Source organism: Ruegeria sp. G2 (genome assembly GCF_056533505.1).
This window is the reverse complement of record NZ_JBQFON010000001.1, coordinates 210,002-225,511: the sequence shown is the minus strand read 5'-3', so window position 1 is coordinate 225,511 and position 15,510 is coordinate 210,002. Positions and strand designations below refer to the sequence as shown.

At 58.7% G+C, this 15,510-nt stretch carries 16 protein-coding genes; 8 read left to right on the top strand and 8 right to left on the bottom strand.

Going from position 1 to position 15,510, the window contains the following annotated elements; all coding sequences use genetic code 11:
- Positions 1 to 15 precede the first annotated feature (15 nt).
- Complete coding sequence (locus tag ACR0DU_RS01125; RefSeq protein WP_480872007.1) at positions 16 to 720, top strand: FG-GAP repeat domain-containing protein; 705 nt, start codon at positions 16 to 18, stop codon at positions 718 to 720.
- Between the two features lie 106 nt (positions 721 to 826).
- Here ACR0DU_RS01125 and purD read toward each other — a convergent pair whose 3' ends face one another.
- Positions 827 to 2,089 (bottom strand): phosphoribosylamine--glycine ligase, encoded by a 1,263-nt coding sequence (purD, locus tag ACR0DU_RS01120; protein ID WP_480872005.1) that lies wholly within the window; start codon positions 2,087 to 2,089, stop codon positions 827 to 829.
- A gap of 74 nt (positions 2,090 to 2,163) precedes the next feature.
- Here purD and xseA point away from each other — a divergent pair, with 74 nt between their 5' ends.
- Positions 2,164 to 3,648 (top strand): exodeoxyribonuclease VII large subunit, encoded by a 1,485-nt coding sequence (gene xseA, locus ACR0DU_RS01115; RefSeq protein WP_480872003.1) that lies wholly within the window; start codon positions 2,164 to 2,166, stop codon positions 3,646 to 3,648.
- A 3-nt stretch (positions 3,649 to 3,651) separates the two neighbouring features.
- Entirely contained in the window at positions 3,652 to 4,299 is a 648-nt protein-coding gene (locus tag ACR0DU_RS01110; protein ID WP_319546898.1) for a glutathione S-transferase family protein, read from the top strand.
- Positions 4,300 to 4,301: 2 nt separating this feature from the next.
- Here ACR0DU_RS01110 and ACR0DU_RS01105 read toward each other — a convergent pair whose 3' ends face one another.
- The gene (locus tag ACR0DU_RS01105) at positions 4,302 to 4,697 is read right to left on the bottom strand and encodes a hypothetical protein (RefSeq protein ID WP_029621749.1); all 396 of its coding nucleotides are present in this window, start codon (positions 4,695 to 4,697) and stop codon (positions 4,302 to 4,304) included.
- Positions 4,698 to 4,838: 141 nt separating this feature from the next.
- On the opposite strand from ACR0DU_RS01105, the gene ACR0DU_RS01100 reads away from it, so the two are divergent.
- The 5 genes from ACR0DU_RS01100 to ACR0DU_RS01080 all read left to right on the top strand — a co-directional run bounded on the left by ACR0DU_RS01100 (position 4,839) and on the right by ACR0DU_RS01080 (position 9,062).
- Positions 4,839 to 5,477, top strand: a complete 639-nt coding sequence (locus ACR0DU_RS01100; protein WP_480872002.1) for a lysoplasmalogenase — start codon at positions 4,839 to 4,841, stop codon at positions 5,475 to 5,477.
- Between the two features lie 58 nt (positions 5,478 to 5,535).
- On the top strand, positions 5,536 to 6,672 hold the full coding sequence (gene ftsY / locus ACR0DU_RS01095) for a signal recognition particle-docking protein FtsY (protein ID WP_480872000.1): 1,137 nt from the start codon (positions 5,536 to 5,538) through the stop codon (positions 6,670 to 6,672).
- An 88-nt stretch (positions 6,673 to 6,760) separates the two neighbouring features.
- Positions 6,761 to 7,663, top strand: a complete 903-nt coding sequence (locus tag ACR0DU_RS01090; protein WP_010439225.1) for an EamA family transporter — start codon at positions 6,761 to 6,763, stop codon at positions 7,661 to 7,663.
- 16 nt (positions 7,664 to 7,679) lie between these two features.
- A complete protein-coding gene (locus ACR0DU_RS01085) occupies positions 7,680 to 8,282 on the top strand; it encodes an inner membrane-spanning protein YciB (RefSeq protein ID WP_480871998.1) in 603 nt (200 codons plus the stop codon).
- 111 nt (positions 8,283 to 8,393) lie between these two features.
- Positions 8,394 to 9,062, top strand: a complete 669-nt coding sequence (locus tag ACR0DU_RS01080) for a Crp/Fnr family transcriptional regulator (protein WP_010439221.1) — start codon at positions 8,394 to 8,396, stop codon at positions 9,060 to 9,062.
- A 232-nt stretch (positions 9,063 to 9,294) separates the two neighbouring features.
- Here the strand turns inward: ACR0DU_RS01080 and ACR0DU_RS01075 are convergent, their stop codons facing one another.
- From ACR0DU_RS01075 to rpiA, 6 genes are all read right to left on the bottom strand, one after another.
- Positions 9,295 to 10,743 (bottom strand): DegQ family serine endoprotease, encoded by a 1,449-nt coding sequence (locus ACR0DU_RS01075; RefSeq protein WP_480872731.1) that lies wholly within the window; start codon positions 10,741 to 10,743, stop codon positions 9,295 to 9,297.
- A 176-nt stretch (positions 10,744 to 10,919) separates the two neighbouring features.
- On the bottom strand, positions 10,920 to 11,114 hold the full coding sequence (locus ACR0DU_RS01070) for a DUF2065 domain-containing protein (protein WP_010439218.1): 195 nt from the start codon (positions 11,112 to 11,114) through the stop codon (positions 10,920 to 10,922).
- A complete protein-coding gene (gene hflC, locus ACR0DU_RS01065) occupies positions 11,114 to 12,010 on the bottom strand; it encodes a protease modulator HflC (protein ID WP_010439217.1) in 897 nt (298 codons plus the stop codon). Before hflC ends, ACR0DU_RS01070 begins: the two co-directional genes overlap by 1 nt.
- The gene (gene hflK / locus ACR0DU_RS01060; protein WP_170538986.1) at positions 12,010 to 13,152 is read right to left on the bottom strand and encodes an FtsH protease activity modulator HflK; all 1,143 of its coding nucleotides are present in this window, start codon (positions 13,150 to 13,152) and stop codon (positions 12,010 to 12,012) included. The genes hflC and hflK overlap by 1 nt, the downstream gene beginning before the upstream one ends.
- Before the next feature lie 72 nt (positions 13,153 to 13,224).
- Positions 13,225 to 14,583 (bottom strand): glutathione-disulfide reductase, encoded by a 1,359-nt coding sequence (gor, locus tag ACR0DU_RS01055; RefSeq protein ID WP_480871996.1) that lies wholly within the window; start codon positions 14,581 to 14,583, stop codon positions 13,225 to 13,227.
- A 130-nt stretch (positions 14,584 to 14,713) separates the two neighbouring features.
- The gene (gene rpiA, locus ACR0DU_RS01050; protein ID WP_480871994.1) at positions 14,714 to 15,499 is read right to left on the bottom strand and encodes a ribose-5-phosphate isomerase RpiA; all 786 of its coding nucleotides are present in this window, start codon (positions 15,497 to 15,499) and stop codon (positions 14,714 to 14,716) included.
- Between the last annotated feature and the right edge of the window lie 11 nt (positions 15,500 to 15,510).

The following is a 15,510-nucleotide window of genomic DNA, read 5'->3' as shown; positions in this document are numbered from 1 at the left end:
CCTTCCTGGTCGGTCATGGCCCTAGCAATCGCGCTGGGGATTTGTCCGATCAGAGCTCAGTCACAGCAACCATGGCAGTATGAGCCATTGGAATCGGCGGAATACGCCGAACCCACCGCTCGATACCCGCACGGCGTGCTCGGTGATCAGATCGAATACGGTGCGCTTGTATTGCAATACGTACCCAACTCGGCGCGATACACAATCCGCCTGCCCATGGAACGGGTCTTTGAAGATATTAAGCCGCGTCTTGTCGACATAGACAATGACGGCCGTCGCGAAGCGCTTGTGGTTGAAAGCCATCGTGACAAAGGTGCCCGGCTCGCAATCTACAATGGCGGCGGTCTGATCGCCGCCACCCCGTATATCGGAACACGGAATCGTTGGCTTGCCCCCATCGGCGCCGCCGACCTCGATGGTGACGGCCATATCGAGATCGCCTATGTCGACCGCCCACACCTCGCTAAAACCCTGCGCATCTGGCGCTTTGAAAACGGCGTCCTGACCGAAATCCAGTCGATCCCCAGCCTTACCAATCACAAAATCGGAGAGGACTTCATCTCGGGTGGCCTACGTCAATGCGACGGTGCCCCAGAGTTAATCGTTGCAAACGCGAACTGGACGCGCATCATCAGCGTCTCATACCAAAACGGCTGGCAAACCGCTGATCTCGGCCCGCTCAATAAACGCGATGACTTGACCGCAGCGCTAAAGTGCTGATCCCGTCTTCATCTTGCCATAAATATCCTGGGGGTGAGGTCAAATGCCGAGGGGGCAATGCCCCCTACTTGCAATCAATCAAGTCGGGCATAGACCGGCAATCAGATCACAGCGCGCGCCAACCGATATCACGGCGATAGAAGCCTTCGGGCCAATCCACGCCTTCTACCATCGAATAAGCCCGGTCGCGCGCTTCTTGCAGCGTGTCCCCGCGTGCGGTCACGTTAAGAACCCGACCGCCTGTTGCCTGAACCTGCCCCTCAGCCGCCTTAGTACCCGCATGGAAGACCATGTTCCGGCTGTCCTCGGGCAGGTCTTCCAATCCCTTGATTGCAGTGCCTTTCTCGTAGGTGCCGGGATATCCTTTTGCGGCCATCACGACGGTGATCGCGTGGTCCTCGGCCCAGTTCACGCGCGTCTCACCCAGCCGCCCTTCGGCCGCAGCGTGCATCAGATCCATCGCCTGTGCGCCCAGCCGCATCATCAATACCTGACATTCCGGATCGCCAAAACGCACGTTGTATTCCACCAGCTTGGGCTGACCATCCTTGATCATCAGCCCTGCATAAAGCACACCCTGAAATGGCGTCCCCCGCCGCATCATCTCAGCCACGGTTGGGCGCACGATCTGATCCATCGCACGGGCCTCAATCTCGGCACTCAAAACCGGGGCCGGAGAATACGCACCCATGCCTCCGGTGTTCAGTCCGGTATCCCCCTCGCCCACACGCTTGTGATCCTGAGCCGTGCCAATCGACAGGATATCCTCACCATCACAGAGAACGAAAAGCGAAGCCTCCTCGCCCTCCATAAATTCTTCGATCACAACTTCAGCCCCCGCGCCACCGAAGGCACCGCCGAACATGTCATCAATGGCGTCCAGCGCGGTTTGCTCATCCATTGCAACGATCACGCCCTTACCGGCAGCCAGACCATCGGCCTTGACCACGATCGGGGCACCCTGCGCGCGGATATAAGCCTTGGCTGGTTCTGCTTCCGTGAACCGGGCATAACCCGCTGTCGGCGCGCCAGATGCGTCACAGATTTCCTTGGTGAAACTTTTTGAGGCCTCCAACCGCGCCGCTTCGGCTGACGGACCAAAGACCAGAACGCCTGCTTCACGCAACCGATCAGCAACCCCCGCCGCCAAAGGAGCCTCAGGGCCGACAATTACGAAATCAATCGCGTTTTCTTCGGCAAAACTGACGACTGCCCCACCATTCTCGATATCCAGCGCAGCACAATCTGCGATCTGCGCGATCCCGGCGTTACCCGGCGCCACAATCAGGCGATCACATTTAGGGTTCTGCATCACCGCCCAGGCAAGGCTGTGTTCGCGCCCGCCGCTGCCGAGAATGAGGATATTCATGAAACGCTCCGATCTGCTTGGCCTTGCCTGCGCGGCGTTCTAAGCTGCGCAGAGATTTGACACAAGGCGCTGAAATGTCCGACCTGCTTGATGACCCGATTCCGGGCCAAAACACCCCCGAATACACCGTCTCGGACATCTCGGGTGAGGTGAAGCGCACGCTCGAAGGCACGTTTGGCCGAATCCGTGTACGCGGCGAGGTCGGGCGGGTGTTCAAGGCGCGCTCGGGGCATCTCTATTACGACATTAAGGACGACCGGAATGTTCTGGCCTGCACCACGTGGAAAGGGCAGATATCAGGTTTGTCGGTTGTTCCCGAGGAAGGTCTTGAAGTTGTCGTCACCGGACGTCTCACAGCTTTCGGAGCCCAGTCGAAATACAATCTGAACGTCGATGAGGTCGCCGTCGCCGGCCAAGGCGCACTAATGGCATTGCTGGAAAAGCGCAAGAAACAGCTCGAAGCCGAAGGCCTGTTTGCGCCCGAACGCAAGAAACCGCTGCCCTACCTGCCCCAAATCATCGGCGTTGTCACTTCGCCCTCCGGCGCGGTGATCCGGGACATCTTGCATCGGCTGCGCGATCGTTTCCCGCGCAAAGTACTGATCTGGCCCGTCGCGGTCCAGGGTGCAAACTGCGCCCCTGAAGTGACCCGCGCCATCGAAGGCTTCAACAACCTTACCCCCGGCGGAGCGCTGCCGCGCCCCGACCTGATTATCGTCGCGCGCGGGGGCGGATCAATCGAAGACCTCTGGGGCTTCAACGAAGAAAGCGTTGCGCGTGCGACCGCCGCTTCAGAAATCCCGCTGATCTCGGCCGTGGGACACGAGACCGACACCACCCTGATCGACTATGTCTCGGACCGCCGCGCCCCTACGCCAACCGCCGCTGCCGAACTTGCCGTACCGGTCCGCATGGAACTGCTGGCTTGGACCAACGAACAAGGGGCCCGCCTGTCGCGCGCGGCAACGGACGCCGTGCAGCGCCGCAGCCAACGCCTGCGCGACCTGTCGCGCGCGCTGCCGCGCCCAGACACACTGCTGGAAAGCCCGCGCCAAAGGCTCGACCAGATATCCGAGCGCTTGCCCAACGCGCTAATCCGGGGTGTTCAGAACCGCCGCGTCAAGCTGCTGGACAGTGCGGCGCGTCTGCGCCCCTCGACCCTGCGCAGCTTTGTCGAAACCCGCCGCGACCGCTGGCGCAACCTGTCCTCACGCCTGTCGCTGCGCCCGATCCAGCGCGAGCTGGAAACACGGCGCGATACCCTCAACCGACTGAGCGATCGCCTGAACGCCGCGCAATCCACGCGGCTGGACCGCCTACGCCAGCAAATGGAGGCCACCGACCGCCTGCGCGAAACGCTGAGCTACAAGGCGACGCTCGGGCGTGGCTACGCCGTCGTGCGCGCCGACGGGGAAGTCATCACAACCAAAGCACAGGCCGCCGGTCACACGGCACTTGAGATCGAGTTCGCCGATGGTCGCCTCCAAACCGGAACACAGGGCAAAGCATCGACCAAAAAACCCAAACAGGCATCGCCTGATCAGGGATCGTTGTTCTGATCCATGCTGACGATCTGGGGCCGTAAAACATCATCCAATGTTCAGGCGCTCATGTGGTGTGTCGGCGAACTCGATCTGGAGTACCAGCGCCACGATCTGGGTCATCTCTTTGGCGGATTGGACAGCGCGGCGTTTCAGGCCCTGAACCCAAACCGAACCATTCCGGTTCTAAGAGATGGTGACGGCGCACCGCTCTGGGAGACCGGTGCCATCCTGCGGTATCTTGCTACCAGATATGGGAACGAAACTTTCTGGCCATCAGATCCCATTCAGCGCGCGCAGATCGACAAATGGGCGGAATGGGCAAAACTAAACATCGCAATGGCGTTTACCGTCCCGATTTTCTGGCAAGTGGTTCGCACCCCTGCAAAACAGCGGGACGATCAGGCAATCCGACAGGCCGTCATCGATCTGGAGATCAAGCTAACCATAGCAGACACTCTGCTTGCCGACTCACCCTACCTGGCGGGCGATACGTTCACTTTGGCCGATATCCAATTCGGCCACGTGCTCTACCGCTACTACGATATCGAAATAGACCGCGCGACGCTCCCGCATCTTAGCAGATACTACGACACGTTAACCGAAAGACCTGCATATAAAAGACATGTCATGATTGGCTACGAAGAGCTAAGGCCACCCGACGCTTGACATCAGACCCCGACATCCGGCCCGTAACATAGCATCTCTTCGCCAATATCCTCAGCCTCGTACAGCTCCGTCGCAGTCGGATCACCTTCGAATTGCGCGATCAGCCCGCCGCCAAACTCCGTGAACACCCAGCATTGCGGCGCCAGCTGATCCTCATAGATAAAGCAGATCTGATCTTCCTGCTCGTACCAGACCCCTTCCATGCATTTGCCATCCAGAAATGACCAGATCACACGACGATTAGGAAGATACCGCTCGACCCCATAGGCTTGCCCACCGAACCCGTAAAACAACGTTTTCCCACGGGTATACGCATCGAACTCAGTCGCAGTCAGAGGCGACTGCGCCGCAACGGAATGCGCCACGAAGGTCAGCAGAATCATAATAGCTCTGAACATGTCTTCAGTCTGTCAGATGCTGCTACCGAGTACCATTCAACCTTTCTGGCTCTGCCAAATCGGCAAGATAACTCAACGTCACGCCTTGATGCACCGCGGTGATCATGGCGATGATTGCCTCAAAAACATCGGGGATGCACCATGACGACACTTCTGTTTTGGATCGCGGGGGCCTGCGCGCTGGCCTACCTGCCACTAACCCCGCGCCCTGCCAGCGCCCTGCGCAGCACGCTGAAAACAGCGTCGGTCGCCCTGCTGGCCGGAATCGCCCTACTGGCAAATGCACCATGGCTTCTGATCCTTGCGCTCACCCTCTGCGCCATCGGGGATGCCCTTCTGTCACGCGAAACCGACAGCACATTCATGGCAGGCATCGGCACATTTGCGGCTGGCCATCTGGCTTATATTGCTCTGTTCCTGACCCATCCCGATAGCAACCTGGAACTGATCTTCGACCACCCCGCGACCTTCTGGTCCCTGATCATTGTTGGCATCGTTATGGCCACGCTGCTCGCCCCCCGCGCCGGAGACCTCAAGATCCCCGTCCTCGCCTATATCCCGATCATCCTGGGCATGGGCATTACCGTTCTGTCCCTTCCTGATACTGGTGTATTACGCTGGGCCTTGCCCGCCGCTATGGCCTTCATCGCCTCGGACCTGACCCTTGCGACTGAAAAGTTTCTGCTGCCCGCCAAGCACCCGGCCCTGAAGCTTACGCCCTATCTGGTCTGGCCGCTCTATTGGGGGGCGCAGGCCGGGTTTCTGATCACCTTCACCTGACCCTTTGCAACTGCCTTCAATCCGCATTAGGTGAGGGGAACACCTGCGGAGACCAAAAATGGCGTTTTTCTCAAAGCTCAAGGACAAGCTGTTCAAATCCTCGTCGCGCCTCGAAGAGGGGCTGGATGCGATTGTCGAGGATGGCGGCGAGGAAACCACACCTGACCCCGTGATCCCTGACCCCGAGCCAGAACCGCAACCGGTTCCCGAAGTGCCGGAGCCTGCGCCTGTGCCACAACCGGCCGAACCCCCAGCTCCGATCCCGGCTGATCCCACACCGGCCCCTCCGCCCCCGGAAGTCCCCGATTCCAAAGGCCTGCTGGGCCGCCTGTTTACGCGCAACGAAGACCGCATGGTTGTTCGCCGCACTCTGGACGACGACATGCTGGAACAGCTCGAAGAGCTTCTGATCGCCTCGGACATGGGCGTCGACACCGCCCTGCGCGTTACGTCCAACATGGCAGAGGGGCGCTTTGGCCGCAAACTCTCGACCCAGGAAATCAAACAGCTGCTGGCGCAGGAAGTCGCGCGTGTGATGGACCCTGTGGCCAAACCAATGCCAATCTACCCCAAACGCCCACAAGTGGTGTTGGTCGTGGGCGTGAACGGCTCGGGCAAAACCACGACCATCGGCAAGCTCGCCAGCCAGTTCAAAGCCGCAGGCAAAAAGGTCGTCATCGCCGCCGGAGATACCTTCCGCGCCGCTGCCGTTGAACAGCTCCAAGTCTGGGGTGAACGCGCAGGTGTACCCGTGCTAACCGCCCCGGAAGGCTCTGACCCTGCCTCGCTGGCTTTCGATGCCCTGACAAAAGCGCAAAACGAAGGTGCTGATCTTCTGATGATCGACACCGCGGGCCGATTGCAAAACCGTGCCGACCTGATGGAGGAATTGGCCAAGATAGTCCGCGTCATCCGCAAGGTCGACGACAGCGCCCCACACAACACGCTGCTGGTGCTGGACGCCACCACTGGCCAGAACGCCCTCAGCCAGGTCGAAACCTTCCGCAAACTCGCCGATGTATCGGGCCTCGTGATGACCAAGCTCGACGGCACTGCAAAGGGCGGCGTGCTGGTTGCACTCGCCGACAAGTTCGGCCTACCGATCCACGCCATCGGTGTCGGCGAACAAATCGACGACCTCGCCCCCTTCGACCCCGAAGAATTCGCCGCCGCCCTGACGGGCCTGCAATCCTGATCCACCCCTTCATCTGGCCAAAAATACCTTCGGGGGGCGTGGGGGGCAGACAGCCCCCCACTCTCTCCGCCCAAGCGAAAGCCCCGATTTGAGCGACTGGCTAATCTCCCTCGAAGGCACCGAAGCAGGCCACCACCTCGCCCTCGCCCTCGCGCTGATGGCGGCCTTCCTGCATGCAGTCTTCGGCGCGCTGCAAAAGGGTCGCCATGACCCGTGGATGTCGCGTGGGGCGATCGATGCCTGCTATTGCCTTATGGCGATGCCCTTCGCCTTTTTCGTCGTCCCATGGCCCGAACCATATATGTGGCCCATCTTTGGCGTCGTTTGGGTGATCCATATCGGCTACAAGGTCCTGCAGGCGATGGCCTATACCAAAGGCTCCTACACGGTTGTCTATCCGGTCGTGCGTGGCACTGGCCCGCTCTTTACCGTAATCGGGGCCTATATTCTGTTTGGCGAGACATTCACAGGTGTTCAATGGCTGGGTGTGGCCACTTTGCTGGCAGGTATCTTCGGCCTCGCCGCCTATAACCTGCGCTATCTTGAGACCAATCGTGACACGCTACATATCGCGCTGGTACTGGCGCTTGCCACTGGCCTCTTTGTCGCGCTCTATACGACCTATGACGCCTACGGCATACGCGCCACAGCCGACCCGTTCACCTTCCTCGCGTGGTTCTTCATGATCGACGGAGCCGCCATGCCGATTTACGCCGCGCTTCGATACCGTGCCATGATTCACCGACCAGCACTCGGCCCCCTGATGCTACGCGGTTTTGTCGGCGGTATCGTCGCACCGCTGTCTTTTGGTGCGGTCATGTTGGCCACGCGGCTCGACAAGGTCGGAGAAGCCGCTGTCCTGCGCGAAACCTCAACCGTCTTCGCCGCGCTCATCGGGTGGCTGGTGCTAAAAGAAACCGTCGGCCCCAGGCGCATTGCGTTAATGGCATTGATTGCACTCGGCGCCGTAATAGTTGAAATGGGCGGGTAAGCAGTAGGTTGGAATCATGGCAGAGAAAAAAGACATCAACCCTTTCCTCAAACAGGTTCTGGAACTTGGGCCTCCGCTAGCCTTCTTCTTCATCTACCTGCGCCTGCGTGATGACAATTTCGTGATCGGCGGCACCGAGTATTCGGGCTTTATCGTCGCCACCATCCTGTTTGTGCCTCTGATGCTGGCTGCCATGGGCATCCTCTGGTACCTGACCGGCAAGCTCAGCCGCATGCAGATTTTCACTGCGTTCATGGTGATTTTCTTCGGTGGCCTTACCGCCTGGTTCAATGACGAGCGGTTTTTCAAGATGAAAACAACGCTGGTCTATGGCTTCTTTTCCGCCATCCTTGGGATCGGTCTTTTGCAGGGAAAGTCCTACCTGGCTTACGTTCTGGACGAAATGCTGCCCATGCGTGACGAAGGCTGGATGATCCTGACGCGCCGACTGTGTGCCTGTTTTGCGGTGCTTGCGGTCGCCAATGAACTGGTCTGGAGAACAATGTCGACCGACCTTTGGGTCAAGATCGAAACCTTCGGCTTTCCCATCGCGCTGATGGTGTTCCTGATGATGCAGTTCAGCATGCTGCAACGCTATATGGATGACCCGGATCAGTAACCGGTCGGATCACTCAGCGTTAATATCTGATGAATTTTCTTGGCTTAGAACGCAAGCTGTGGAAAGCTGGGTCACCACCCGCACCACTCAACTCCGGAGACAATCGCCCGCATGATGGCTTTCCCCAATAGCGGATTCCTATCCGAAGCCTCTGAAGAGCTGCGCACAATGCTGGCGGCCCAGGCCACAGAATTGACGCTCGACCGGGGCGATGTACTGTTCGAACAAGGCGACCCAGGAGAGGCGCTTTATGCGATCCTGTCCGGCAAGCTCGAGGTATCCTTTTTGGCCATGAGCGGACGTAAACTGTCGCTTAGGCTGATGCGCGCTGGCGAAGTGTTCGGCGAGATTGCTCTGTTCGACAGCGGTCCCCGGACCGCCACTGTCACCGCAGCAGAGCCTGCCAAAGTCCTTCGCGTTCGACACAAGGATGTCATGGAACAGATCCGAAAGAACCCCGATCTCGCGGTCGACTTGATCCGCCTCGCAGGGGTGCGCATGCGTTGGATGGGCGATCAGTTGAACGAGCAGGTGTTCCTGCCAATGCCGATAAGACTGGCGCGCAAGCTGTTGCATTTGGCAGGTCAACAAGACACACCGACGGCTCGGATTACGCTGTCACAAAGCGAACTGGCTGAATTCGTCGGTGCAACGCGTGAAGCGGTGTCAAAAACCATATCGACTTGGAAGCGCGACAATGTGGTCGAAGCCTCGCGTGGAGGTCTGCAAATCCACGATTTCGACGCACTACGGCAACTTGCCGAATCTGATCTGATCTAAAGTTGCACGGATGTGATCCGCTTCACATACGCGGCATCAAGATTGCCCTAAGGTCAATCCTGTTACCGTAGGAGGTCGGTTTTATCATCCCCGATATCTGTCCACCGACCTCTCCCTGTACAAGAGCCATATGCCTTCCCCGGCATATGGCTTCTTTCTTAAGAAAGTATGAATAAATGAAGAAAGGCCGGGATATTCACCCGGCCTTCACGAATTTTGATTGGAATGCTGTTTACGGTCCCAGGCTCAGCGCCACAAAGCGAGGCTCTCCCCCACGCCGTACCAGCAATAACAGCGATTTACGCCCAGCCTCTCGCGCCTCTTCCATGCGGGCCTCAAGATCAGCAATCGAAGTCACTTTCTGCTGCCCCGCCTCGGTGATCAGATCGCCGGTGCGCAGGCCTTTCTCAAAGGCTTCCGAGGTTTCATCCACATTGGTGACCAACAGCCCCTCGGCATCGGCATCTAGCCCCAATTCCTCGCGCTGGTTGTCGCCCAACGGAGCGATGGTCAGACCAAGAATGTCTTTATCCTCTTCCACCGGTGCTTCGGTTTCTGGCTCATCACCTTCTTCGGCGCGCTCGGCATCCTCGCGACGCCCCAGCGTCACCAGCACGGTTTGCGTACCGCCGTCACGATGCACAACGACGCGCACGGATTTACCCACCGTGGTCTCACCCACCTGCCGCACAAGGCCGCGCGTGTCTTCAACCTCGACACCATCGAAACTGATTATCACATCTCCGGCCAACAGACCGGCTTCTTTGGCCGGGCCGTCCGGGACATCGCTGATCAACGCGCCACCGGGTTTGTCCAGACCCATTGCCTCGGCCATATCCTCGGTCACGTCCTGAATGCGCACGCCCAGCCAGCCGCGGCGGGTTTCACCAAACTCGCGCAACTGATCAACAACCTTGATCACCACGTTCGAGGCCATCGAGAATCCAATCCCGATCGAGCCGCCATTGGGCGACAGGATCGCTGTATTCACACCGATCACTTCGCCATTCATGTTGAACAACGGACCGCCCGAGTTCCCTCGGTTGATCGCCGCGTCTGTCTGGATATAGTCGTCATACGACCCGCTCAGCGCCCGGTTTCGCGCCGACACGATCCCGGCCGAGACCGAAAACCCCTGCCCCAGCGGATTACCCATCGCTATCACCCAATCCCCAACGCGCGCTGTATCGCTGTCGCCGAATTGGACATATTTCAAAGGCCCTTCGGCTTCGACCTTCAGCAGCGCGATATCGGTTTTTTCATCCTTCCCGATCACCTTTGCAACCAGCTCTTCTGCAGGTTGACCATCACCGGGAAAGAACTCGACCAGAATTTCATCGGCTTCGGCGATGACGTGGTTGTTGGTGACGATATACCCGTCTTCCGAAATCACGAACCCCGAGCCCAGGGCGTTGCTGCGGCGCGGGCGGTTTTCGTCATCCCCGCCATTGCGGTCCTGAAACTCGCGGAAAAAATCCTCGAACGGAGAGCCTTCGGGCACGATCCCCTGCGGACCGGTCTGACCTTCGATCAGGGTCGAGGTGGTAATATTGACCACCGCGGGGCTGATCTTTTCAGCAAGCGGTGCCAGACTGTCACCGCGCGACTGCGCGGCCACCGACTGTGCAAGAACCAGCAGCATCCCCAAAAAGGCCAGCCACATAAGCCGCATCATTACCATAACATCGTCCCGCCGGACGGACACACTGCGCGCTTTCGCCTGCACTTGGGGTCTCCTTGTCGACACTTCTTTTGCGGGCAACCAAAGATCACCCTTCTTAGCAACCAATGTAGTCAGTTTGGCCAAGCCCGCAACTCGGGATCGCGGGGAAATCACCGGTGCGTGAAACCATCGCATCAAAAACCGACCTGATATGCGCCCCACAATAGGATCAAACCGCTGACGACACATAGCAATCCGGCCAAACGCCGCGCCTGTTCAGGCAGGGTGCGCAACGCTTCCAGCATACGTTCAATAAGCGAAGGGGCCAGCGCATATGCCAGCCCCTCAACGATCAACACCAGCCCAAAGGCCAGAAGGATCATACCCATTACTCGGAAGCCGCAGCGGCCGGCGCCCGACGTCCGGTCGGCGAAGCAAGGTAGTTGAAGAACTCTGAATCCGGGCTCAGGATCAACGAACTGTTGCCGCCTTGCAGGGCGTTTTCGTAAGCTGTGAGTGACCGGTAGAATTCAAAGAACTCCGGATCGGCACCGTAGGCTTCGGCAAAGATCGAGTTCCGTTCGGCATCCGCTTCACCGCGAATGATTTCAGCCTCGCGATTTGCGTCGGACACCAGTTCAACCACGGTTCGGTCGGCCTGCGCGCGTACACGCTGCGCCGCCTCGTTACCACGGGCACGTTCGTCGGTCGCCTCACGTTCACGTTCGGCCTTCATCCGGTCAAACGTCGCTTCGAGGTTCGCCTGCGGCAGATCGGTGGCTTTCAGACGCACGTCGATCACGTTAACGCCCAGCGCCTGCGCTTCGGCAATCGCACTGTTGCGGATTCGCAGCATCAGCGCAGCACGATCCGAGCTGAGGATATCACGGGACGATACCGAACCCAGAACCTCACGCGTTTCAGCGCGCAGGATACGGTCCAGGCGATCCTCGGCAACCGGGATGCCACCGACACCGACAGCCTGACGGAACTGGTTCAGGTCCGAAATCCGGTAGCGCGCGAAGGCGTCAACCACCAGACGGCGATCGTCCAAAGGCGTAACCTCTAGCGGCTGCACATCGATCGACAGGATGCGGTCATCGTAGCGCACCACTTCCTGAATCAACGGGATTTTGAACGCCAAGCCCGGCTCTTCCTTCACTGCAACAACGCGGCCAAATTGCAGAACCAACGCACGTTCGCGCTCATCCACGATGAAGATCGAGGACAGGATGCCGACGATTGCGACGAATACGATCGGCAGAATGATTGTCGATTTACGCATCAGTTGCTCTCCCCTGCAGGGCTACGGCGCAGTTCATTCAGCGGCAGATACGGGACGACGCCCTGCCCTGATCCTGTGGAGTTTTCATCCAGAATGATCTTGTCAACATCGCCCAGAACCTGCTCCATCCGCTCCAGGTACAGACGTTTGCGGGTTACATCCGGCGCTTTGGAGTACTCTTCCAAAACCGCACTGAAACGACTGGCCTCACCCATTGCGCTGTTGATCTGCTGGGCACGATAGGCTTCAGCCTCTTCCAGAACCTGAGCGGCTTCACCCCGCGCTTCGGCCAGAACGCGGTTGGCATAAGCATCCGCCACGTTCTGCAACCGGTCGCGTTCCTGCGCGGCGGCCTGAACATCACGGAACGCGGCAATCACGTCCTGCGGCGGGTCGGCCTTGTCGAAGTTCACACGGACGATGTTCACACCTGAATCATAGCTGTCCATTGTCGCCTGGATCAGTTCCTGCAAACGGTCGGCAATAATGCCACGATCCCGGTTCAGGATTGGTGCCAGCTCGCTTTGCGCGATGATCTCACGCATGGCCGATTCCGAAACGGCACGGATCGTCTGGCGCGGATCGCGCAGGTTAAACAGATATTTGGCCGGGTCGTTAATGTTCCAGACGACCTGATAGTCGATATCGACCACATTCTCGTCCCCGGTCAGCATCAGACCATCGTCGCTGCCGCGGGCACCACCCATGTCTTCGTTTTGTTCACGGGTGACCGGAATCACCTCAGCGGTGACAAGAGGCCACGGCGCGAAATTCAGACCTGGATTTCCAACAGCTGAGAATTCGCCCAGAAACAGCTCAACAGACTGTTCTTCGGGTTTAACGGTGTAGAAGCTTGCCGCAGCCCAGAGGCCTGCTGCCACTAGCACACCAATTGCAATTGTACCCTTGGTAAATGCCGGACCACCGCCGCCGCCTTTGCCATTGGTCCCACGGCCACCGCCGCCGCGACCGCCCATTAGGACGCGCAGCTGCTCCTGGCCTTTTTTCATCAGCTCGTCGATCTCGGGGATCTGCGGGCCGTCGCCTTCGGGGGGCTTGCGCCCGTCCCCGTTGTTACCCCGGTTTCCTCCGCCTCCGGATGAGCCTCCGCCCCCCCAGGGGCCGCCGCTGTTGCCCGCCATATGTATCTTTTCCCTTATATTGGACCGTGTGATCACGGGTTCCCTTGTAACGTGTGTGCGCGCGCTTGCAAATCAAGCCGTGCGCACAGGTTGCCGCATTGTCACCAGTTCTTCAGCCATGACTGGGTGAACTGCAACAGTGCGGTCGAAATCTTCTTTGGTGGCCCCCATCTTCACGGCAATTCCAGCCAGTTGGATCATTTCGCCCGCGCCCGGAGCCACAATGTGACAGCCCAGCACCTTGCGCGTCGCCTGTGACACGATCAGCTTCATCAGAACCTTCTGTGAGCCACCTGCAAATGACTTCTGCATGGGCTTGAACGAAGTCGCATAAACCTCGATCATTTCCTGCGCCGCGGCTTCTTCTTCGCTGAGGCCAATTGTGCCCATTTCCGGCTGCGTGAAGATCGCGGTCGGGATCAGTTCGTGGTCCACCGGGGTCGGGTTGCCCTTGAAAACCGTCTCGACAAAGGCCATGCCCTCGCGGATCGCAACCGGAGTCAGGTTCACCCGATCCGTCACGTCGCCAATGGCGTAGATCGATGGCACGCCGGTCTGGCTGTATTCATCCACGACTATCTCGCCCTTGCGGCCGCGTTCGACACCCAGCGCCTCGAGCCCAAGATCATCTGCATTGGGTGCGCGGCCGGTGGCATACATCACCACATCGAACTGATCTTCACTACCATCGGTGGCTTTGACACGGATCTTGTCGCCATCTTTGGTCATTTCGACCACGTTGGTTTCCAGACGCACATCAATGCCGTTCTGGCGCATCTCGTCGCAGATCAGGCCGCGCGCTTCTTCGTCGAAGCCGCGCAAAATCTGAGGTCCACGATAGAACTGGGTAGTCTTCACCCCTAATCCGTTCATGATGCCGGCAAACTCACTTGCGATATAGCCGCCACCCACAATCAGGATGTTTTCGGGTAATTTTTCCAGATGGAATATCTCGTTTGAGGTGATCGCCAGATCCGAGCCGGGAAACTCGGGCACAACCGGACGCCCACCCGTGGCGATCAGGATGTGCTTGGCGGTCTTGCGCGTCCCGTCAGCCAGTTCAACCGTATGCGGATCGACCACACGGGCCCTCTGATCAAAGCTTTCGACACCGTTGTTTTTAAGGATGTTGCGATAGACGCCCTCTAAACGGTCCAACTCAGCCACCAACTTGCCATGGAATAAGTTCCAGTCGAACTCACCGGGCCGAATATCCCAACCGAATGCCTGAGCATCTCCGACCATCCCAGAAAATTCGCTGGCAAAAACCATCAACTTTTTGGGCACACAGCCGCGGATCACGCAGGTTCCGCCGTAACGATCCTCTTCTGCCAGCGCCACTTTGGCACCAGTCTCACCCGCAGCTACACGCGCCGCGCGTACACCACCCGAGCCACCTCCGATGACGAACAGATCATAGTCAAAGCTCATACATGCGTTCCTTTGCTTGCCGCGTGGCTAAAATTCAGTGGATATCTGGGCGCAAATTTCAAACTGCCAACCCCTGAGCACTGAAATATCAAGATTTCATCAGATACCTGCCGCGCTATCTGACCCAACCTTAATCTGCCAGATCGGAGAACAGGTTGTCCCCACCCTCACCCAGCATGTTGGTCAGCACAGTGCCTTCATTGAGGTCGCGCAGTTCAACGCGCCCGTCACCATGGCCGACGATTACTTTGTCGCAAATGTCGATGAACAACCCGTTCTCGACTACGCCGGGGATCTGGTTCATCACCAGCGCCAACTGCCGCGCATTTCCGATCCGTTTGAGGTGCAGGTCCAAGATGTGATTGCCCTCATCCGTGACCTTGGGGGCCTCGCCATTCATCCGCAAAGTAACCGACGTGCCCAGCACATCCATCGTGTCCAGCGCCTCTTCGATCAGCGTGCGGGTGGTCTGCCAGCCGAATGGGATCACCTCAACCGGCAGGGGGAACGCGCCCAGGGTCTCGACCTCTTTGCCGGCATCGGCGATAACCACCATCTGGTCGCTGGCCGTGGCCACGATCTTTTCCTGCAGCAGCGCAGCACCGCCGCCCTTGATCAGATTGAATTCACCATCGAATTCATCCGCGCCGTCTATGGTCAGGTCCAACCATCCAGCCTGATCCAGCGAGATAACCTCGATCCCCTCTTCCCGCGCCAATTGCGCGGTTGCGGTCGAGGTCGGAACGCCTTTGATGGACAGACCTTCGTCGCGCACCCTCTCGCCTAGACGGCGGACCAGCCACGCGGCGGTCGACCCGGTCCCCAGGCCCACGCGCATTCCACTTTGGACAAGATCAGCGGCACGGCAGGCCGCAACATATTTTGCTTTGTCGATGGGCGACAAATCCTTGGTCATGGCAGCTTCCC